This window comes from Xylanimonas allomyrinae (assembly GCF_004135345.1).
Taxonomy (GTDB): domain Bacteria; phylum Actinomycetota; class Actinomycetes; order Actinomycetales; family Cellulomonadaceae; genus Xylanimonas; species Xylanimonas allomyrinae.
The window spans coordinates 2,804,649-2,824,192 of record NZ_CP035495.1; the positions used below are offsets into that span (position 1 = coordinate 2,804,649).

19 protein-coding genes and 1 pseudogene are annotated in these 19,544 nt (G+C 71.8%); 9 read left to right on the plus strand and 11 right to left on the minus strand.

What is annotated here, in order from left to right; all coding sequences use genetic code 11:
* Positions 1–287: 287 nt before the first annotated feature.
* Positions 288–632 carry a hypothetical protein gene (locus ET495_RS12690; RefSeq protein WP_129205101.1) on the minus strand — a complete coding sequence of 115 codons (345 nt, stop codon included), beginning with the start codon at positions 630–632 and terminating at the stop codon, positions 288–290.
* A 147-nt stretch (positions 633–779) separates the two neighbouring features.
* Here ET495_RS12690 and ET495_RS18220 point away from each other — a divergent pair, with 147 nt between their 5' ends.
* From ET495_RS18220 to ET495_RS12710, 4 genes are all read left to right on the plus strand, one after another.
* Positions 780–1,826: a hypothetical protein gene (locus ET495_RS18220; protein ID WP_162616474.1), complete on the plus strand. Its 1,047-nt coding sequence runs from the start codon at positions 780–782 to the stop codon at positions 1,824–1,826.
* A gap of 226 nt (positions 1,827–2,052) precedes the next feature.
* The gene (locus ET495_RS12700; RefSeq protein ID WP_129205102.1) at positions 2,053–3,402 is read left to right on the plus strand and encodes an RNA polymerase sigma factor; all 1,350 of its coding nucleotides are present in this window, start codon (positions 2,053–2,055) and stop codon (positions 3,400–3,402) included.
* 402 nt (positions 3,403–3,804) lie between these two features.
* The gene (locus ET495_RS19745) at positions 3,805–4,008 is read left to right on the plus strand and encodes a PadR family transcriptional regulator (RefSeq protein WP_211340844.1); all 204 of its coding nucleotides are present in this window, start codon (positions 3,805–3,807) and stop codon (positions 4,006–4,008) included.
* A complete protein-coding gene (locus ET495_RS12710) occupies positions 4,009–4,590 on the plus strand; it encodes a hypothetical protein (protein ID WP_129205103.1) in 582 nt (193 codons plus the stop codon).
* A 61-nt stretch (positions 4,591–4,651) separates the two neighbouring features.
* Here the strand turns inward: ET495_RS12710 and ET495_RS12715 are convergent, their stop codons facing one another.
* Positions 4,652–5,893 carry a DUF2599 domain-containing protein gene (locus tag ET495_RS12715; protein WP_245993465.1) on the minus strand — a complete coding sequence of 414 codons (1,242 nt, stop codon included), beginning with the start codon at positions 5,891–5,893 and terminating at the stop codon, positions 4,652–4,654.
* 1,300 nt (positions 5,894–7,193) lie between these two features.
* Between ET495_RS12715 and ET495_RS17765 the strand changes: the two genes are divergently transcribed.
* The 4 genes from ET495_RS17765 to ET495_RS12740 all read left to right on the plus strand — a co-directional run bounded on the left by ET495_RS17765 (position 7,194) and on the right by ET495_RS12740 (position 10,085).
* A complete protein-coding gene (locus ET495_RS17765; RefSeq protein WP_162616476.1) occupies positions 7,194–7,547 on the plus strand; it encodes a CAP domain-containing protein in 354 nt (117 codons plus the stop codon).
* Positions 7,548–7,836: 289 nt separating this feature from the next.
* Positions 7,837–8,307 carry an ArsR/SmtB family transcription factor gene (locus tag ET495_RS19750; RefSeq protein WP_129205107.1) on the plus strand — a complete coding sequence of 157 codons (471 nt, stop codon included), beginning with the start codon at positions 7,837–7,839 and terminating at the stop codon, positions 8,305–8,307.
* Complete coding sequence (locus tag ET495_RS12735) at positions 8,304–9,227, plus strand: cation diffusion facilitator family transporter (protein ID WP_129205108.1); 924 nt, start codon at positions 8,304–8,306, stop codon at positions 9,225–9,227. Before ET495_RS19750 ends, ET495_RS12735 begins: the two co-directional genes overlap by 4 nt.
* A 123-nt stretch (positions 9,228–9,350) precedes the next feature.
* Positions 9,351–10,085 carry a cation diffusion facilitator family transporter gene (locus ET495_RS12740; protein ID WP_129205109.1) on the plus strand — a complete coding sequence of 245 codons (735 nt, stop codon included), beginning with the start codon at positions 9,351–9,353 and terminating at the stop codon, positions 10,083–10,085.
* A gap of 125 nt (positions 10,086–10,210) precedes the next feature.
* Here the strand turns inward: ET495_RS12740 and ET495_RS12745 are convergent, their stop codons facing one another.
* The 9 genes and pseudogenes from ET495_RS12745 to dnaB form a co-directional block, all read right to left on the minus strand.
* Complete coding sequence (locus ET495_RS12745; RefSeq protein ID WP_129205110.1) at positions 10,211–11,179, minus strand: LysR family transcriptional regulator; 969 nt, start codon at positions 11,177–11,179, stop codon at positions 10,211–10,213.
* Between the two features lie 569 nt (positions 11,180–11,748).
* Complete coding sequence (locus ET495_RS12750; protein ID WP_129205111.1) at positions 11,749–12,471, minus strand: SDR family oxidoreductase; 723 nt, start codon at positions 12,469–12,471, stop codon at positions 11,749–11,751.
* Positions 12,472–12,725: 254 nt separating this feature from the next.
* Positions 12,726–13,142 (minus strand): Dabb family protein, encoded by a 417-nt coding sequence (locus tag ET495_RS12755; protein ID WP_129205112.1) that lies wholly within the window; start codon positions 13,140–13,142, stop codon positions 12,726–12,728.
* A 25-nt stretch (positions 13,143–13,167) separates the two neighbouring features.
* Entirely contained in the window at positions 13,168–14,472 is a 1,305-nt protein-coding gene (locus tag ET495_RS12760; RefSeq protein WP_129205113.1) for an MFS transporter, read from the minus strand.
* A gap of 2 nt (positions 14,473–14,474) precedes the next feature.
* Positions 14,475–15,092 carry an SRPBCC family protein gene (locus ET495_RS12765; RefSeq protein WP_129205114.1) on the minus strand — a complete coding sequence of 206 codons (618 nt, stop codon included), beginning with the start codon at positions 15,090–15,092 and terminating at the stop codon, positions 14,475–14,477.
* A gap of 173 nt (positions 15,093–15,265) precedes the next feature.
* Positions 15,266–15,652, minus strand: coding sequence for a hypothetical protein (locus ET495_RS12770; protein WP_245993066.1), 387 nt, complete (start codon positions 15,650–15,652; stop codon positions 15,266–15,268).
* A gap of 62 nt (positions 15,653–15,714) precedes the next feature.
* Positions 15,715–15,822: pseudogene (locus tag ET495_RS19755) on the minus strand (TetR/AcrR family transcriptional regulator); the annotation flags it as partial.
* A 131-nt stretch (positions 15,823–15,953) separates the two neighbouring features.
* Positions 15,954–16,211 carry a DUF2188 domain-containing protein gene (locus ET495_RS12775; protein ID WP_342770104.1) on the minus strand — a complete coding sequence of 86 codons (258 nt, stop codon included), beginning with the start codon at positions 16,209–16,211 and terminating at the stop codon, positions 15,954–15,956.
* Between the two features lie 138 nt (positions 16,212–16,349).
* A complete protein-coding gene (dnaB, locus tag ET495_RS12780; protein WP_129205116.1) occupies positions 16,350–17,714 on the minus strand; it encodes a replicative DNA helicase in 1,365 nt (454 codons plus the stop codon).
* Between the two features lie 324 nt (positions 17,715–18,038).
* Here dnaB and ET495_RS12785 point away from each other — a divergent pair, with 324 nt between their 5' ends.
* Complete coding sequence (locus ET495_RS12785) at positions 18,039–19,376, plus strand: MATE family efflux transporter (protein ID WP_129206031.1); 1,338 nt, start codon at positions 18,039–18,041, stop codon at positions 19,374–19,376.
* Positions 19,377–19,544: the final 168 nt, after the last annotated feature.

Sequence of the window (19,544 nt, forward strand, 5' to 3'; positions counted from 1 at the left end):
CCGACGCACCGAAGCCAGGGAGACAACATGACGCAGCGCACGCTACGACGGGGGGTCGCGGTTGCCGCCGCGACGATGCTAGGGACGGTGATGCCCGTCGCGGCGGGCATCACCCTCGCGAGTCCCGCCGCGGCGAGCAGCGCGCCGGTGGCCGCCGACGCCGGGTCGGCGCACGGGGCCCCGGGCCTCGCCGGGTCAAGCGCCGCCACGACCGGCGACACCACGACCAGCGTGGAGTTCACGCTCGAGATCAGCGACACGATCGAGGCGGGAACCGACTTCGACTGCTACCTGCTGTCGGGTCTCCCGGCGGCCTGGTCGGTGTTCGAGGGCGAGAAGGAGCTGACGCCGGCGTCGCCGACACCCCTCATCTTCGAGATCACCAAGGACGCGGCCATCTCAGGGTCGGTCCGCGTCGTGGCGCCCGCCGGCTTCACGGGTGAGCCGCCTGAGGTGACTGTCTCGCGGTCCGCCGGATCCGAGACGCTCCTCGCGGAGTTCACCCACGAGAGCGCCCCGGAGGACGCCGTGGGGAACGCGTCCGGGAACGCCTCCGGGAACGCCTCCGGGAACGCATCGAGCAGCGTCCGCGGCAACGGGGCCTCGGCGCCGAGCGGGTCCGACAGGTCCATGCACGCCTCTCTCAGCTTCGCGAAGTCGATCCGATTCGGGGCTCGGCTGGCGTCTCGTTCGAGAAGTCTGTCCGGTTCGGCAGCCGTGGAAGCGTCACGGCCCAGTCCGGCTGCCAAGAGCCCGGGGCCGCCGCTGGCGACGCATCCGTGGAGTTGTCCGGCTCGGCTGCCTCAGAAGGCACCTCGGACTGGACGGCATCGACTGAGGTCGCCTGGACGACGGTCACCGGGCTCAAGCCGAACACCACCTATCTGGTCGAGGGCGACGTCGCGGTCCAGGCAAGCGCCTCCCACACGGGCTCGACGGCGGCGCGCGTCGCGTACTACCTCGGAGCCGGCGGTGAGGTCGGCCAGAACGCTCTTGTCGGCACGAGCGATGAGGTGACCGCGGAGGGCGGTTGCGGCGGCGCAGAAGACGGCGGGCGCTCCGAGGCGCTGTTCACCACGGCCGAGGCCCAGACCGATGCCGCGATCGCCGTCAACGCCGTGATCCAAGGCGACGAGTCGGTGAAGGTCAACCACATCTCGATGCGGGAGATGCGCACGGTCCGGTGCGGCCTGACCAACTCGAACAGCAAGTGGCCGTCGGGCAAGGGCGGCGGCGAGCACGGCAGCGGCGGCAAGGGCAGCGGCGAGCACGGCAGCGGCGGCAAGGGCGGCGGCGAGCACGGCAGCAGCGAGCAGCAGCGAGCACGGCAGCAGCGAGCACGGCAGCAGCGAGCACGGCAGCAGCGAGCACGGCAGCAGCGAGCACGGCAGCAGCGAAGCGAGCACGGCAGCAGCGAGCACGGCAGCAGCGAGCACGGCAGCAGCGAGCACGGCAGCAGCGAGCACGGCAGCAGCGAGCACGGCAGCAGCGAGGGCACGGAGAACTCCGAGGAGACGACCAGCACCCCCGAGGACACGACCAACCGTGGCCCGGGCTCCGGTGAGGTCACGATCACGGTGGGTGGAGGACAGACCCCGTCGGCTCCGGACCCGGGTGCCAGGGACTCGGCGAAGGTCGAGATCACCACACCTGGCGCCAAGACGCCGCCGGCATCGACGCCTGGCGGCACCGGGGCCAAGGTCAACGCGGGAGGCACCTCGATCGACCGGAAGCCCGGTTCGTCGCTTCTCCCGTTCGCGGCCGTGGCCGGAGGCGTCGCGGCAGCAGGCGCAGGGCTGATGCTCGTGCGCCGTCGCCAGAACTGAGCGGACACCGCGCCGCTCCTTGAGCAGCTGCGGGACTCGGCACCCGGGTGGGGGTGCCGGGTCCCGCAGCGTCGTCGTTCAGCGAGCAGAAACCAGCAGAAGCCAGCAGAAACCACCGAGCACGACCGACCGCACGTCGTACGCCGCAGAACCCCGTCCATCCGGGCCGCCCCATGAGGCCCCCACTTGAGGCACCACAGCACGGCAACGCAGCACGAGGAGACCGGTGAACAGCACGAGTCTGGACCTCAGTGACGCCGAACTGATCGCCGCCGTCCGCCGCGGCGATCCCGACGGCGAGGCGTTCCGTACGCTCTTCGATCGGCACTGGCGCGTGGTACGCGCCGTCGCGCGACTTTACGGCGCAGGCTCCGACTGTGACGACGCAGCCCAGGAGGCCATGTTGAGGGTCTTCGAGGCGATCGAGCTCGGGGGCGGCCCGGATGTTGCCTTCCGCGCATACGCCTTGACCACGGTTCGCAACGTCGCCGTCTCGTGGTCACGCAGGGCGAGGGCCGCTCCGGCGGGCGACGCGACCGACGTCGAGTCCGTCGCCCTCGAGCGGCGCTTCGAGCGTGGCGTGGACGACGCCGTTGCCGACCGCTCGCTGCTCGCCGACGCGTTCAGCACGGTGCCCGCCCGGTACCAGGAGGTGCTCTGGTACACCGTTGTCGAGGGCCGCACACCCCAGGAACTGGCCGCGCACTACGGGCTGGCGCCCAACGGCGTGGCCGTGCTTGCGGCTCGGGCACGGGAGAGCCTGCGCCGAGCCTGGCTGACGGTCCACCTGGGCGCGCCCGACGTCCCGGACGGGTGCCGTGCCGTGATGGGCGTGATGGTCCGCCGCCAGCGCGGCGACTCCCTGACCCCCGGCGTCCGGGCTCGCCTGGAGCGGCACCTGGAGTCGTGTCAGCGCTGCCGGGAGGCGGCTCTGGCCGTGCAGCACCTGGCTCGCAGGCTCCCCGCGGCCGTCGGCCCTCTCGCTGCGGTGTGGGCTCTTCTGCTCCCAGGGTCCGCGATCACAGCGGCCCACTGGTGCTGGCCGATGCTGATGGTGAAGGCCAAAGCGGTCGTCGCGGCGATCGTCGCGATGCTCGCCGGGCTCGGCGTCGCGATGGGGTTCTGGACGGCGCATCGCGGCACCGCGCTGCGCCTCTTCCCCGAGGAGCAGGTCGCAGCCACCCCGGCCGCCGTCTCCCTCCCCCTCCGCCGCGCCCCGCGCCCAGAAATGCCGCTGGCGTTCCTCTGCTCTCCCCGGTACCGTCCCCGGCACCGCCTCCCACTGCACCGCATCCCCTTGCACCGCCTCCCCCGGCTGCCGCTCGCGCCGTGCCCGCGGCGGCTGCGACGTCGGCCGCTGGTCGGCCCTCCGAGCCCACCCCGCCGGTGCTGCGCGGGCCGCTACCGGCACGACGGTCGGCCCCCGCACTGGGCTGGCTCGACGACGGCGGGAGTGACGTCGTCCCAGTCGCTGGAGCACCCGACCGGTTCGTCGGCGCGACGCGTGACGGACAGTTCGCCTCACCGCTGCGAATCCCGCCCGAGGGCGAGCAGCGCGCGATCTGGCCCGACCTGAACGCGGGTCGTCACACGCTTTCGCTCTGGTACGTCGAACCGGAGGCCGGACGCGCAGGAGCGGTCCGGTCGGCTGAGCTTGTCGTGTCCTGAGCTTGTCGTGTCCTGAGCTTGTCGTGTCCTGGGCACGTCGACTCCCAGATGTTCGCCGGGCCGTGCCATGGGCGATACACCGCGATCCTCCACGTTGTCGGCCAGGTCGGCGGGTGGCGTCCCGTTTAGGGCGGCCCGGGCTCGAGCGGCGGGGGCCGGGCGTTCTGTTCCGCGACCAGTCGACAACGCAATCCGAGATATATAGAGTTAGTTGCGTGAGCGGCTACCTTCGTCTGACTCCCGCGATGCGCGACACCCTCGGGCGCTCCTTGATGCGCAGGGCGGCCTGTGGGGTCTGCGCATCTCGTCGTTGACGCGGAGGCCGACGGGCACGATCTATCCGCTGCTCGACAGGCTTGAACGGGAGGGGTTCGTCGTGTCGAGATGGGACCTGGGCTCTGCTCGTCCTGGACCTCCGCGCCGGATGTATGAGCTGACGGCCTCAGGGACACGGTGGGCGCGAATGAAGCTGGGCCGGGAGTCCGAGGTCGCGAGTGGCAATGGGGAGGTTTGAGTGGACAAGGTTGAGCGTCGTGTCGAGCGGGCGATCCGGATAACGCCGCGGGCAGATCGGGATCGCTACGCGGACGAATGGCGCACCGATCTCGCGGACGCGCCGCATTATGGGCTGGCACAACGTGACGTTGCCAAGGGTGCGGTCGCAATGGCGGTGCGGCTGCGGATTCGTCAGGTCGAACACGCCTTCACCGGCGGTAAGGGTGCGCTCGTTGCCGCGGCGTGCTGGGTCGGGCTAGCCCTGCTCGGGGTAGCTGGGCTGTTGTTCGGCCAACTGCCCCTGCTGGCCTTCGCCGCCGCGGTGGCGGTCCTTGCGACTGCGTTCGCTCACGCCGGTGCCCCATCGCACTGGAGCCACTGGCTGATGGTCGCCTCCACCGTGGTCGGCACTTGTAGTGCCATGTTCGTCTGGTGGGTCGCGGGGATCAGAATTCAGGACGAACCAGTCGAGCCGATGCCTTCCGAGCCCGCTATCGCAGCGTGGGACGGCGCTGCGCTGATCCTCTTGCTGGTCAGCATCGTCGGGTTCCTCACCGCGACCGCCATCGCGGTGTCTCGCGAACGCAGGCGCAGGCCCTGAACTTACCTGGTGGAGCGGCGGGGGCAGCTCGCCCCACCAGGCAGCGGTGGTCAGGAGGACATCAGTCGAACCACTTGGCTCCCCCCGGATTGCAGGATGAGTTGACGGTCTGCACGTAGCTGACGTCGGGGCGCCATTCGTCCAGGTTCCAGGTCGACTTACCTGGTGACCGGAGCGCTACAATCTGTTGGTGGCAGATGTACTGGTCGCGCATTCCATCTAGGTTCGTGTTCAACCCACTGTTCTTGTACTTCGAGTACAGCTCGTCCCAGCCGGAAACACCCGCCAGGTAGCTGCCCGCATTGGCGCGCGACCACCCGGTGGGTGTCACCTTGAGAGTCCTTCCCTCCGCATACTTCGTCCACGAGGCGCTGCTGATCAGAGAGAACCCAAGATACGGGTCAGCAACTACCGGGTATGCGACATCGGAGCCCATGTGGTCGACGTACTGGACGAGGGCGCCGTCTTGAATCTCGTAGTGGGTGGGCACGTCCATCCCGTTTGCGTCCTTGGCCCACGGAGACGAGAACCCACCCACCACGTGATCCTCGGCGTCGAGAAACAGAACGCCGCTCGGCTCGCCCGCCTCGTGCATGAGTGCACCTTCGGCGTTGTCGACTGGGATGTCGCTCATCATCACCAGGCGCAACCCGGGCGACAGGGTCACGTCGTGCACGAACCGCGTCGGGGCCGACGCATCCGAGATCACGGTGTGGATGCGCATCCCGTCCTCCGTGGGCTGAACCGTTGCGTCCGTGGACCCCTGCCCGGCGTAGACGACGCTGCCATCCGACGCAAGGGCTCCACGCACGGATTCATCCGCCACCACGCCCACGCTCACAGATACCGGCCCTGACTCCGTCTGCGCCGTTGCATTCACCTCGCCGTCAGTCGTCCTAGGAATCGCGACCTGGACGTCCGTGCCCTCGCTCGCGTACGACCCGCCCGGCTTAGCCACTGCGCTGGCTTCGTCCCCGGCGACATCAGGCGGTGTCGCGGCGGCCACAACCTCCGCGATACCGTCCGATGTCGCCGGGAGCTCGTCCGCGTGGGCGGTACCGACGCCGGACAGTGCCAGGGCACTGACCAGAACTGCTGTTGTTAGCGAAACGTTGCGGGTTCGCATGTATGCCTCCATATGCAATCCGGGTGTGACGCACGATGCGTCGGACACGTTCGAGTCGTTGTAGTCCTCGACCATGAGCGTGAATCCCTGTGCGTCGCCGACGCCGATCACGGCAGGCGCTGTGGTCAGCGACAGCCCGTCTGCGCCTTCGGCGGCGACCGCCGACCCGGCGAACATCGTCACCGAGGCCGAGGCGGGAGGCAGAGCACCACCGCGGAGACAACCGCGGTTCGACTCTGCCGCGTTCCACGCCCTGTGGCTTTCCGTCTCGACTTCATGGCGTCTCTCCCCGGCTCGGTGCATCTCTCCCCGGCTCGGTCCATGTCGCCGACTTCTCGCCGATCAGTAGCCACGACTCCCCCACGACTCCCGGCGACTCCCGGCGACTCCCGGCGACGCCGCCTCGCGTGGGCGCACGGTGACAACGCATTTGAGGCGACCGCGATGACACGGGGATCATGTGACTCCAGTCACAGGTACCTGAAGTGCGTGGGACCAGCAGAAGGGACGTCGCTGAGATGTCGCTGAGATGCCGCTGAGACGCCGCTGAGACGTGCTGAGCGACGGCGCCGAGGAACGACACCACGAAGGAATGTTCGCGAGCGCGTGTCGCTACGCGCATCACGAACCGATCAATAACGAACGTTCGAAAGGCTGGATCGCAGGCACGATTGATGGCAGCGTGGGCGACCGGACCGGAAGCACGAGATGTCGGCCACGGCCAGATATCGGAGACAAGGAGGCAATCCGGTTCCCGCTTCGGCTCGCGCAACCAAGGCAGCCGGTCCAGCGGCCCAGTGGTGAACACACAGAGGCCATCCATGGCCACGAAACCCCCTCCGCACCCTGTGAGGAGACGCAGATGACGAACCGCACGCGCACGAACGCTCAAGGCCACCCCCGCCGCCACGCCCGGGCGGGGCACCGACGTTCGATGGCCCTGATCGCACTCGCAGCCGGCGAGGCCCTGGTGCTCGGTGGCCCCGCAGCACTCGCGACGGCGGCTGCAACCGGAGAGCTCACACCCCGCGAGGCCCACCAGCTCGCCGCCACCGCAGACGGTGGCCCGGCTGCCGGAGGGTCTCGGAGCGCCCGCGCCGTGCACACATCCGCACCGCGCTCAGCGCACCCGACAGCGCCCGAATCCGAACCCGGCCCGGGTGACACCTCGAGCGACGCGTCCGCCGACACCTCGGCTGGCACCCCAGTTGGCACCCCAGCAGGCACTCCAGCAGGCACCGATCACGTCGACGGAGACTCTCCCGTCGCCGCCGGCCCCGGCAACACGGGTCCCGGCAACACGAGTCCCGGCAACACGGATACCGAGAGCGGAAGCGCGAAGACCCGGCACCCGCGGCCGGGTGACGAGTCCGAGACAACGCCGGCATCCGATTCCGGGGCTCCCGCAGGTGCGCCCGACACCACGCCCCGCGCGACGGACCCAGGTAGCGCCGCCCTCACTCCACTGGAGAAGGAGGTGCTCGACCTGACGAACGCCCGGCGAGCCCAGGCGGGCTGTCCGGCCGTCACGGTCGACCCGCGCCTCACGGCGGCCATGCGCCTGCACACTCAGGACATGGCAGCCAACGGCTACTTCGACCACCAGAGCCTGGACGGCAGGAGCTTCGCCGACCGGGTCCGCGCCCAGGGGTACGACAGCCCGGGCGGCGAGATCCTGTACCTCGGCCCTGGACCGGCGGCAAACGCCGTCGACGGATGGATGCGGTCCGACGGGCACCGGCGCATCATGCTCGACTGCTCCCTCGTCGAGGTGGGCGTCGGCGTGACGGACGGCGTGTGGGGCGAGGTCTTCGGGCGCGGCGACGGCTGACGCCGCGCCGAACGCCCCGGGCGAACGAGCTGTCCCAGGGGCTCGAACGCCGAACCCTCCGCCGACACTGCATGCTCGGCCGCGCTGCCGATAGCATCGTCCGGTGGCGATGATTCACGAAGCCGGTGAAGTCGGTGGGATCAGCCGCGTCGGCAGGGACGACGCGGCGGACAGGAACGACGGGCCCCGCGGGAACGACGGGCCCATCGGGAACAACGGGCCCAGCGGGCCCGACGGAACCGACGGAACCGACGGAACCGACAGGAACAGGCATGCCGACAGCCTCGCGATGGAGGCCGCGGCATGCCTGTTCCGCGGGTTCTCGGAGCCGACGCGGATGTCGATCGTCCGGCATCTCGCGCTGGGCGAGCACCGCGTGGTCGACCTGACCCGCCACCTGGGGCTGGCGCAGTCGACCGTCTCCCAGCACCTCGCCTGCCTGCGGGACTGCGGGCTGGTCGAGTCGCGCGCCGTCGGCCGGGCATCGGTCTTCTCGCTCGCGCACCGGGACTCGACGCTCGCCCTGTTCGCGGCGGCCGAACGACTGCTCGCCCTCACGGGCGACGCCGTCGCGCTGTGCCCGTCGTACGGGTCCGCGTCACACCGCACCGCCGACAACGCCGCGCACGCGGAGGCAGATGCCCCGGGGGACGCCCACCGCAGCCCCGAACACGAGACCGCTGGCCGGGAATCTGGCGGCTCGCGCGACACGGCCCCTGGCGCGGTCCGCCGTGCGGTTCACACCAAGGCCGCGCCGTGACCCACGACCACGGCCACGCAGTCCCGGGCGCAGGAACCGACCAACGACGTCGCCTCGCGGTCGCGTTCGCGATCACCGCCGCAATCCTGGTCGCGCAAGCCGTCGGCGCCCTGATCACGGGCTCGCTCGCCCTCCTGGTCGACACCGCGCACGTGCTCACCGACGTCGCGGGGCTCGGCATGGCACTTGCCGCCGCGTCACTCTCGCTGCGTCCACCGACGCCGCGGCGCACGTGGGGGCTGCTGCGCGTCGAGGTGCTCGCGGCGGGCGCGCAGGCGGGGGTGCTGCTCGTCGTCGGGATCTATGTGCTCGCCGAGGGCGCGGGCCGGCTGTTCGACCCACCCGAGGTGCCGTCGCGCGAACTGATCGTGTTCGGCGCCGTCGGCCTGGTCGGCAACATCGCCTCGCTGCTCGTGCTCCGGGCGGGGCGCGCGGCGTCGTACAACACGCGCGCCGCGTTCCTCGAGGTCGTCAACGACGCGCTGGGGTCGGTCGGGGTGATCGTCGCGGCCGTCGTCATCGCGACGACCGGCTGGCAGCGCGCCGACGCCGTCGCGGGCCTGCTCATCGGGATCCTCATCCTGCCGCGCGCGGGGCGGTTGCTCGTGGAGACGGGCAACGTGCTGCTCGAGTCGACCCCGCCCGGCCTCGACCTGAGCGAGGTGCGCGCACGCCTGCTCGCGATGAACCACGTCGAGGGCGTGCACGATCTGCACGCCTCGCTTGTCGCGACCGGCCTTCCGGTGCTGTCGGCCCACGTCGTCGTGTCGCCGGAGTGCTTCCGCGACGGGCACGCCCCGCAGATCCTCGACCGGCTCCAGGACTGCGTCGCGACCGAGTTCGGCGTCGCCGTCGAGCACTCCACGTTCCAGCTCGAGCCCGCAGGCCACGCCGGGCACGAACCGCCTTCGCACACCTGACCACAGCACACCCGAGCCCCGGCACGCCCGCCCCCGGCCCCGAACCCCTCACGCGCGGGGTCCCGGGCCCGGCACACAACACCGGCACACGACACCGGCACACAAGATCAACACGGAGACCCGATGACCGCCGCAGCCGTGCCCGACGCCCGCCGCACCACACTGCACCGGCGCGTGCGCTGGATCGTCGCGGCGACCATCGCGTACAACGTCGTCGAGGCTGCGGTCGCGCTCGGCGCCGGGCACGTCGCGTCGTCGACGGCGCTCGTGGGGTTCGGCCTGGACTCGGTCATCGAGGTCGCGTCGGCCGCCGCCGTCGCCTGGCAGTTCACGCGGCGCGACCCAGAGCGCTGGGAGCGCGCCACGGTCAAGGTCATCGCGATCGTGTTCTTCGCGCTGGCCGCGTACATCACCGTCGAGGCGGTGCTGCACCTCACCGGCCACGGCGACGACGTCGCACACTCCCCGCTCGGTATCGGCATCGCCGTCGCCTCGCTGGTCGTCATGCCGGGGCTCGCCTGGATCGAGCACCGCACCGGACGCGAGCTCGGTTCCCGGTCGGTCATGGCCGACGCGAAGCAGCTCCTCCTGTGCGTCTACCTGTCGGCGACGGTGCTGGTCGGGTTGCTCGCGAACAGCGTCTTCGGGTGGCAGTGGGCCGACTCGCTGGCGGCCCTCGTCGTCGCCGGGCTCGCGGCACGCGAGGGCATCGAAGCGTGGGGCGGGGAGGTGGAGTCAGCCGTCGGCGTGCTGAACGACCTCGAAGACGGGCCCGAAGACGGGCCCGGGGACGGACCCGTGGACGGATTCGAGGAGGGGCACGTGTTCGCTCCGCACGACGACGGATCGAACCGCTGACGACGCCCGCGCGTCGCGCCCTCCGCCGCGCCACCGTGCGCGCCTGTCGTCCCGACGCTCGGGAGACCTCCGCCGAGGCAGCGAGGAGATCGTGCGCCTGACGAATGCCGCGCCGGGTCGCGCGGCTACGACCTGCCCAGCCCTGGTGATACCTGCCGGGTATCAGGCGCTTCGGCGGGCTCGTGCTCGGCGGGGCGCGCGTCCGTGCTCGCACGCCAGGCCCGGAAGCTGCCGCCGAGCGTGGGCACCGCCACCTCCAGGGCGATCCGCCGGAAGGCCGCGATCTCGGGGGCGGTCCGGTAGGCGACGGACGCCAGGCCCACGCGGGCGTCCGGCACACCGTCGAGCGGGCGATACACCACCTCGGGCCGTGGGTACATCCCCGCCACCGACGCGCCGACGATGGCGATGCCCCGGCGCGCGGCGACGTGCTCGAGCTTCTCCTCCATCGAGCGTGTCGTCACCCCCGGCCGGCTCGTGGGCAGGAAGTCGCCGGCCCAGCCGGGCACGAGATCCGGGGAGTCCAGCAGCGGCTCGTCCTGGAGTTCCCGCACGTCGATCCGCTCGTGATCGGCGTACGGGTGGTCGTGCCGCAGCGCGACCACCCGGGGCTCCTCGGCCAGCGGTGTCACCACGAGTCCGGCCTCGTCGAGCGGGTAGCGCACGAACGCGACGTCGGCCGTGCCCTCGTGCAGCACCGTGACCTGGTCGATGAACGAGGTGCGCACGACGTCGGCGTCCCAGCCCGGGTGGGTGTCGCAGAACCGGGACACCATGGCCGTGACCATCAGCCCCGGCATGAACCCGATCGTGAGCAGCCTCCGGTCCTCGCGCGCCCGGGAGGCACGGCGCTCGAGGGCGTCGGCGGCTCGCAGCAGCGGCAGCGCGTCCTCAAGCACCTGCTCACCGGCCGGGGTCAGCGTGGTGCCCAGGTGGGACCTGTCGAGCAGGCGGACGCCGAGCTCCTGCTCCAGCGCGCGCAACTGCCGCGTGAGCACGGGCTGAGCTACGAAGAGCTGGTCCGCCGCCGCGCGCATCGAGGCGGTCTGGGCCACGGCGACGAAGTAGCGCAGCTTCCGCAGGTCGACGTCCATGCTGCTCCCTCACGCATCGGGGTCACGATCCGGCACCCGCGGACCGGGTCTCAGTGGTCTCCTCCCCAGGAACTCGTTGCCGACGGGCTCGTTGCAGACGGGCTCGTCGCCGCCGGGCTCACTGCGGCCGGCACGTTCGCCGTCGTGAGGACCATCATGATCCTGGCGGCGGGCGTCGCGCCCGGGCACCGCGACCGGCCGACGGCGCGGCCCGCCGTCGGCGCCTCGCACCAGGCCCCGTGCAGGGGCCCGCGCGGGGGCCCGCGCAGGGGCCCGCGCAGGGCGCACGCGAGGCTCGCACCGGGGCCGCGCCGGGCATGCACCCGGCATGCACCCGGCATGCACCCGGCATGCACCCGGCTTGCACCCGGCATGCACCGGCTCTGGCTCGGCTTGCGCCGGACCTCGCGGCCGCCCGGCGCTTCCACAGCGCTGCCGCAGCGCGAGCGCGGCCACCAGCACGGCCACGAGCACGCGACCAGCACGGCCCGCCCGTACGCCACCAGCACGCCACGCACCGGAGGCGTCCGGGCCGTCTCGGCCCCGGACGCCTCCGCCGCGTCGTGCCCTCAGACGAGCACCGTTCCCCCGTCGACGACGCTGACCACGCCGGTCGCGTAGTCCTGCTCGATGAGGTGGACGTACTCCCGGGCGACGTCCTCGGGCTCCCCGACGCGGCCGAGCGGCAGCGACTTGCCCGTGACCTCGTACATGAGTTCGCGGTCGGCCTCGGGCATCCCGGCCCACAGGGGGCTGCGCACCACGCCGGGGGCCACGGCGTTGACCCTCAGCGGGGCGAGTTCCACGGCCAGCGACCTGACGGCCGCGACGACCGCCCCGGAGACGGCCGCGCCGAGGAACCAGCCCGGGCCGCCCTTGAACGCTGCGGTGCCGGCGGTCAGCGTGATCGTGCCACCCTCGCGCAGGTACGGAACGGCCTGGCGCACGACGTCGAGCATGTGGACGAGCCGCAGCCCGAGGAACCGGGCCCCCGCCTCGGCCGTGTAGCCGTCGAGCGTGGTCGCCGCGAAGTTCTCCCCCGCGGTGTAGACGAGGTGGTCGAACGGGCCGACGGCGTCGAGGAACGCAGCGACCGCGACGGGGTCGGATGCGTCGACGGCGTGCCCAGTAGCCGTGGGTGGCAGTTCGCGCAGGGCGGCGTCGACGCCGGCAGGGTTGCGTGACGCGACCACGACGGCCGCACCCTTCGCGGCGACGGCCTGCGCTGTGGCGAGGCCGAGCCCGCTGGTCCCGCCGATCACGACGACCTTGTGAGACGTGCTCAATGACATGGGATGCTCCTCGGAACCTGGCGCAGCCGGGGGTCGGCTGCGCTGATCACCATCCCTCCGGGCGCCCGGGCCGGCTACTACCTTCGAGGTCGGCGCGATACCCGGCAGGTATCACCCCAGGCCGACGGGTCGTGGCCGGGCGCCGAGAGGAGCCTAGCGTTGCGGGAACCTCGACACCCCGGCGGCCTCGCGCTGCACGCCGCACGCCCACGCCGGGTCGGCCCGTACGGGGCCGGCCTGGCGTGGGCGGTCGGTCAGTGGCCGTGCGGACCCGGCGCGGCGCTGCCGGTGTACTCGCCGAGGTCGGACACGAGCTGTGTCAGCGTCGCGTCGCTGTCGTAGCGCCGCTGGTGCAGCGCGGCGATCTTGGCGCCCATCGCGGGGTCGTCGTCGTCGGTGATGTCGAACGACGCGAACGTGTCGACGAGCGGCAGGCCGACTCGGTCGGTGTTCCGGTGTGCGGGGTGGATGAGGTATTCCCAGTAGCCGTCGAGGTCGTCGATCACGAAGGTCGCGCCCCACTCGTACTCCCCGCCGTGGTCGCGGCCGACGACGAAGGAGCGGACGGAGGGGATGACGCGGCCCTGGGTGCGCAGGCTCTCGAGCGCCTCCTCGAGCTGTTCGGCGGTGACGCCGGGCTTGATGGTGAAGCGGTTGCCGTGGACGATCATGGTCGTTTCCTTTCGGTGGTGGTTTTCAGCGGCCGCGGTGCGGCCGGAGGAGGAACGGCGCGACGACGGCCGCGCCGGCGGTGGTGAGGAGTCCCGCGGCGGTGAAGGCGCCGTCGGGCCCGAGGGCGACCACGAGCGGCGCGGTCGCCAGCGGTGACACGAACTGCCCGAGGAAGATGCCGGTCACGAGCCCGGCGAGCACCCGGCCGCGACGTCCGCCCGGGGCGAGCTCGCCGAGGCGCAGGTTGAGGTTCGGCACGGTGAGCCCGACGCCGACCCCGCCGACGAGGAGCCCTGCGACGACCAGCCCGAGCCCGTCGGCCAGGCCGATCAGCGACCAGCCCGCTCCCAGCAGGACGAGCGCGGCCAGGGTGATGGCCGTGGGCGACAGGCGCCGACGCAGCGCGGGGAAGGCGAGCGAGCCGGCCAGGCTCGTCAGCGTCGACCCGGCGATCGCGACGCCCACGACGGCCGGCCCGAAGCCCGGCCCGCCGCCCAGTCCGCCCAGCAGGAACGGAAGCTGCGTCGGAGCCATGTAGAACACGCCGGTCGCCGCGAGGGCGAGCAGGTACAGCCCCGTCACGCGGGCGGCGGTGCGTGGCCCCGGCGCGCCGGACGACGTCGGGCCTCCCGCCGGTCGCGCAGCGAGGGCAGGGGCCCACCGCGACCGCGGGACCGCGACGAGGGCCAGGACGGCGATCGGCGCCGCAGCGGTGTAGAGCCAGAACGGGGCACGCCACCCGACGTCGGCGAGCAGCCCGGCGAGCGGCAGGAGCACCACCCCGCCGAGGCTGGCCGCCGCCTGCTGATAGCCGAGGTAGGTGGCCCGCCGCGGGCCGGCGAACCAGTCCGTGAGGAGGGTGCTGACCGCCGTCGTGACCGCGCCGACGCCGAGGCCGAGCACCGCCCGGGAGGCGAGCAGCGAGCCCAGGTCCGGCACCACGAGCCCGGCCGACCCGGCCACCGCATACACCGCGAGCCCGCTGAGCAGGACAGGGCGGCGTCCGATCCGGTCGGCGAGCGCGCCCGCGAGAGGTGCGCCGACGGCGATGGCCAGCGACGTGATGGTCAGCGCGAGCCGGGCGAGGGTCTCGTCCCCGAGCCCTGCGGCCATCGCCGGAAGGCTCGGGGCGATGAGGGCCGGGGCCATGATCGTCAGTCCGGCGGCCGCGAGGACCGCCATCCGGGCGGCACGTCCGGGACCCCGTGCCGGGCGGGCGTCCGCGTCGCGGGACGCGGTCGGCGCGGGGTGTGCCGGGGACTCTTCCACGGCTGGCGTCACGGCCGGCGTCACGGCCGGCGTCACGGCCGGCGTCACGGTCAGGTCCATGGTCAGTCCCACAGGCTCAGTGCGAGCGCGAACGTGAGGACGGGGACGAGCAGCCAGGGCTCGGCCAGCACGAAGAGGGCGGTCAGGCCGAGCGACGTCCACGCCAGGACCTTGGCGGCCCGGCGGCGGCGCGTCTTGGCCGCGCGCTTGGCCACCTTCGCCTCGGCCTTGGCCCGCAGGCGCTCGAGCCACGCGGCGAGGGAGGCGTCGAGAGCCGCGCGCAGGTTCTCGGCGTCGGCCTGGACGGGGGCGCCCTCCCACGACTCGGCGGTGCGGACGACGGTCGCATCGCCGTCGGCCGTGAACGTCCACTCGTGGATGCCGGTGATGCCTTGCGCCGGACCGCCCCAGAGGATGCGCCGCGGGGCGTCGACCGCGTAGACGGTCGAGGTGACCGCGAGGCCGTGCGTGGTCCACCCGAAGGTCGCACCGGGGACGAGCGGCCCGTCGGCGCGCGCCGACTCGACGTCGGCGTTCCAGGAAGGCCAGCCGTCGACGTCGGCGTGCAGTCGCCAGACCAGGTCGATCGGCGCCTGGACGCGGATCTCGCGGCGGACGACGACCGTGGCGGACTCGTCGATGGTGGTGGGGAGGGTGGGAGTGGCGTCTTGTGTGTTCATGATGGGTCCGATCGGATAGAGAGTGAACAGTCACTCACTTGCGTGGGCATGAGTGTGACGACAGGCCGCGTCGGCAGGAGTCGTCGGCAGGAGTCGTCGGAAGGGGTCGCCGACATGGGGTCGCAGGCGGAATCGCGGGAGGTACAGGCGGTGCGGCTTGTGCCGCGAACCCGTCAGCCGGGGTGGCGGATGCCCTCCGTGAGGAGGCGTGCCCAGGCTTCGGGGACGTCGTCGATCTGCGCGGTGACGATGAGGTGGCACAGCTGGCCGTACGCGACGAAACGTTGCACGGCCTCGTCCGAGGCGCGCGACCGGCTCTTGGCGAAGTCCACGACCTGCCGCAACCCGGCACGCAGCGCCTCGCCGATCTCGGGGAGCTCGGCGACCGACTGTGCGTGCACCTGGAGCATGAGCAGCGTGCGGTCGGTGATGAGGTGGGCGTAGGCGCCACCCATGGCGACGAGGGTGCCGTCGGGCGACGGGTCCTCGGCGCCGTCGGCCCCGGCGGCGAGCGCCTCGACGATCTGGCCGAAGCAGCTCTCCAGCGCGGTGACGAACAACCGCTCCTTCGAGGGAAGAGCTTGACCACGTAGGCCGGGGAGATCTTGGCAGCGCGGGCCACGTCGGCGATCGTCGTGCCGTGGTAGCCACCGCGGGCGAACTCCCGGACCGCCGCCTCGGCGACGACCGGTTTGCGGAGCTCCGCGGTGGAGAGCGTGGCGCGCATCATATGAGTGAATGTACATTCACTCACCCGACGGCGCAACCCCTTTGCCACCACCCAGAAATCCAGATCTCACTCGCCAGCGGCTAGAGGGACGGGCCACAGTCTCCGCCTCGACCGACACCCGCACGCGGCCTCTACCGCTTGTCCCGAGGCGGGTTGGGGTCATTCCCGGGCGCCACGGTGTCGGAGTCTCGGATCCGGCCGTCTCGTCTGTGGATCCGCACCTCGCCACCGCCAGCGTTGCCGGCGATCTGTCGGGCGCGATCCCGGGCCTGCGCCTGCGTGTCTGTGTGCGCACTGGCGCGAGATGCGCCAGGCGCCCTCACGTCCCACCCGCCGCTCGGGTTCGGGACCACGTGCCGATCGCTCTGCTTGCTCATCCGGCCCTCCATCGCTGCAGCAGGTGGGCCCCTGGTGGGCTACACCTGTCAATCAGGTGCTCAGTACTCGGGTTCAGGTGTTAAGCGATGCCTACGAAACGTCTCTGCCCGATTACGAAAACTAGGCTGCGCGTCGACAACAATCGACCCTCACGCCTGCATGTCCACAAACCGCGAGTAGTGCCCCTGGAACGCCACCGTGATCGTGTCCGTGGGCCCGTTGCGGTGCTTCGCCACGATGAGGTCGGCCTCGCCGGCGCGCGGGGACTCTTTCTCGTAGGCGTCCTCACGGTGCAGCAGGATGACCATGTCCGCGTCCTGCTCGATCGAGCCCGACTCGCGCAGGTCCGACATCTGCGGCTTCTTGTCGCCGCGCTGCTCCGGCCCACGGTTGAGCTGTGACAGCGCGATGACGGGGACCTCAAGCTCCTTGGCCAGCAGCTTGAGCGCGCGAGAGAACTCGGAAACCTCTTGCTGACGCGACTCGACGCGTTTGCCGGAGGACATGAGCTGCAGGTAGTCGATGACGATCAGCTTGAGGTCGTGCCGCTGCTTGAGGCGGCGCGCCTTGGCTCGGATCTCCATGAGCGACATGTTGGGCGAGTCGTCGATGAACAGCGGCGCCTCGGACACCCGGCCCATGACCTTGGCGAGCTTCTGCCAGTCGTCGTCGCCCATGTTGCCGTTGCGCAGCTTCTGGAGGTGGACGCGCGCCTCGGCGGCGAGCAGGCGCATGGTGATCTCGTTGCGGCCCATCTCGAGCGAGAAGACGACCGAGGCCTGCCCGTGCTTGATCGAGGCGGAGCGCGCGATGTCGATGGCGAGGGTGCTCTTGCCGATAGCCGGTCGCGCGGCGATCACGATCATCTGCCCGGCGTGCAGCCCGTTGGTGAGCCGGTCGAGGTCGGCGAACCCGGTCGGCACGCCCGTCATGCCTTCCCCGCGGTGCCCGGCCGCCTCGATCTCGTCCATGGTCCCGCCGATGATCTCGGCGAGCGGCAGGTAGTCCTCGCTGGTGCGTCGCTCGGTGACGGCGTAGATCTCGGCCTGCGCGTTGTTCACGATGTCGTCGACGTCTCCGCCGTCGCGCGCGTAGCCGAGCTGGACGATGCGAGTCCCGGCCTCGACCAGGCGGCGCAGCACGGCCCTCTCCCGCACGATGCGCGCGTAGTAGCCGGCGTTGGCCGCCGTGGGGACACCCGCGACGAGGTCGGCGAGGTACGCCGCTCCCCCGACACGCTCGAGCTCGCCGCGCCGGCGCAGCTCGTCGGCGACGGTGATGCCGTCTGCGGGTTCCCCGCGCCCGTACAGGTCGATGATCGCGTCGTACACCGTCTCGTGGACGGGGCGGTAGAAGTCGCTGCCGCGGATCGTCTCGACGACGTCGGCGATGGCGTCCTTGCTGATGAGCATGCCGCCGAGAACGCTCATCTCGGCGTTGACGTCCTGCGGAGGGGTGCGGTCGAACGCTGCGGGCGACCCGTGATAGGAGGATTCGAGCTCCTCGATCGACATGCTGCTCCGCTCTCTGGCTGTCTGCTGGCTTCACCCAGGCCGTGTGTTCGTTCTACCGTGGGCCACCGACACTCCCGCGACGGTAGGTGCGCCCCGGCACCCCCGCAAACCGCCCTGTGGACGCCGGTGTGGACCATGGTGTGGACAACCCCGCACCTCTGTGCACAGCCCGTGGACAACACTGTGCACAACTGGGGACGAGTCCTGTGTACAACGCGAGACGAGTGCGCTGACCTGGAACGACGTTTCCCTCAGCCTGTGGAGGAGAAGAAGTTGAGTGAGGTGCCTCGCACCCCGGGCGCGCCGCGACCCGGCGCTGAGCAGATGCCGTCACGCGGGCCTGCTCGCGGACCGTCGCTCGACCGCGAGATCCTCGCGCTCGCCGTGCCCGCCCTCGGCGCCCTCGTCGCCGAACCGCTCTTCGTCCTGGTCGACTCCGCCGTCGTCGGCCGACTCGGCACGGCCCAGCTCGCCGGGCTCGCGCTCGCCTCGAACCTGCTGCTCACCGTCGTCGGGCTGTGCGTCTTCCTCGCCTACGCGACCACCGCCGTCGTCTCACGGCTCGTCGGTGCCGGACGTGAGCGTGACGCCCTCCAGGCCGGGATCGACGGCATGTGGCTCGCCGTGGTCGTCGGCGTCGCGCTCGGCGTCGCCGCGTGGCTCGGTGCGCCGGCCGCGGTGGGCGCCCTCGGCGGCACCGGCGACGTCGCCACCCACGCCGTCACCTACCTGCGCGCCTCAGCCGCCGGACTGCCCGGCATGCTGCTCGTCCTCGCCGCGACCGGCGTGCTGCGCGGCCTCAAGGACACGCGCACACCGCTCGCCGTCGCGTCCGCCGGCGCCGTCGTCAACGCCGTCGTCAACATCGCCCTCGTCTACGGGGCGGGGCTGGGCATCGCGGGATCGGGCCTCGGGACGGCGCTCACCCAGCTCGGCATGGGGGCGACCCTCACGGTCGTCGTGGTCCGTGGCGCCCGACGCCGCGGCGCCTCGCTGCGACCGGCCGCAGGCGGGATCTGGGCGAGCGTGACCGCAGGGGTGCCGCTGCTCGTGCGGACGGCGTCGCTGCGCATCGCGATCCTGCTCACCGTCGCCGTCGCGACGCGCCTCGGCGACGTCACGCTCGCCGCCCACCAGGTCGTCAACAGCATCTGGGGACTCGCGGCCTTCGCGCTCGACGCGCTGGCCATCGCCGCCCAGGCGCTGGTCGGTCATGGCCTCGGCGCCCGCGACCTCGGCCACGTGCGCGCCGTGCTCGGCCGCTGCCTGCGCTGGGGTGTGCTCGCGGGCACCGCGATCGGCGTCCTCGTCGCCGCGACCGGATGGTGGATCGCACCGCTCTTCAACCCCGACGACGGCGTCCGCGCCGCCGTGGCGGCCGGGCTCGCGGTGTGCGGGCTGCTGATGCCGATGGCGGGCTGGGTGTTCGTGCTCGACGGCGTGCTCATCGGTGCCGGGGACGGCCGCTACCTGGCCGTCGTCGGGATGGTGACGCTCGCCGCCTACGCGTCGGCAGCCCTCGCCGTGGGCGTGTGGGCCCCGGACGGCGCAGTCGGCCTGGCGTGGCTGTGGGCGGCGTTCGCCGGGGTGTTCATGCTCGCGCGCGCCCTGACCACAGGGCTGCGAGCGAGGGGTACCCGCTGGATGGTCCCCGGCGCCTGACCCAGCGCGCGACCCAGCGCGCGACCCGGCGCGCGACCCGGTGCACGACCCGTGCGCTGCGGTGGCCGGCGCTGCGGGCGCCAGCACCGGAGATGGCCGGCACTCCGGTCGCCAGCGCCACTGGCGGCGGGCGCTGCGGGCGCCGACACTGCCGATGGCCGGTGCTCT

Coding starts and splice junctions, on each gene's coding strand:
- ET495_RS12690 (WP_129205101.1), bottom strand. CDS start 632: ATGGACCTGTCGGACCCGCTCGGCGCCGAGGCCCCGTTGCCGCGGACG.
- ET495_RS12785 (WP_129206031.1), top strand. CDS start 18,039: ATGCCGTCACGCGGGCCTGCTCGCGGACCGTCGCTCGACCGCGAGATC.
- ET495_RS12750 (WP_129205111.1), bottom strand. CDS start 12,471: ATGTCATTGAGCACGTCTCACAAGGTCGTCGTGATCGGCGGGACCAGC.
- ET495_RS12760 (WP_129205113.1), bottom strand. CDS start 14,472: ATGGACCTGACCGTGACGCCGGCCGTGACGCCGGCCGTGACGCCGGCC.
- ET495_RS19750 (WP_129205107.1), top strand. CDS start 7,837: ATGGAGGCCGCGGCATGCCTGTTCCGCGGGTTCTCGGAGCCGACGCGG.
- ET495_RS12740 (WP_129205109.1), top strand. CDS start 9,351: ATGACCGCCGCAGCCGTGCCCGACGCCCGCCGCACCACACTGCACCGG.
- ET495_RS12755 (WP_129205112.1), bottom strand. CDS start 13,142: ATGATCGTCCACGGCAACCGCTTCACCATCAAGCCCGGCGTCACCGCC.
- ET495_RS12745 (WP_129205110.1), bottom strand. CDS start 11,179: ATGGACGTCGACCTGCGGAAGCTGCGCTACTTCGTCGCCGTGGCCCAG.
- dnaB (WP_129205116.1), bottom strand. CDS start 17,714: ATGTCGATCGAGGAGCTCGAATCCTCCTATCACGGGTCGCCCGCAGCG.
- ET495_RS12715 (WP_245993465.1), bottom strand. CDS start 5,893: ATGTTCGCCGGGTCGGCGGTCGCCGCCGAAGGCGCAGACGGGCTGTCG.
- ET495_RS12775 (WP_342770104.1), bottom strand. CDS start 16,211: ATGGAGGGCCGGATGAGCAAGCAGAGCGATCGGCACGTGGTCCCGAAC.
- ET495_RS12765 (WP_129205114.1), bottom strand. CDS start 15,092: ATGAACACACAAGACGCCACTCCCACCCTCCCCACCACCATCGACGAG.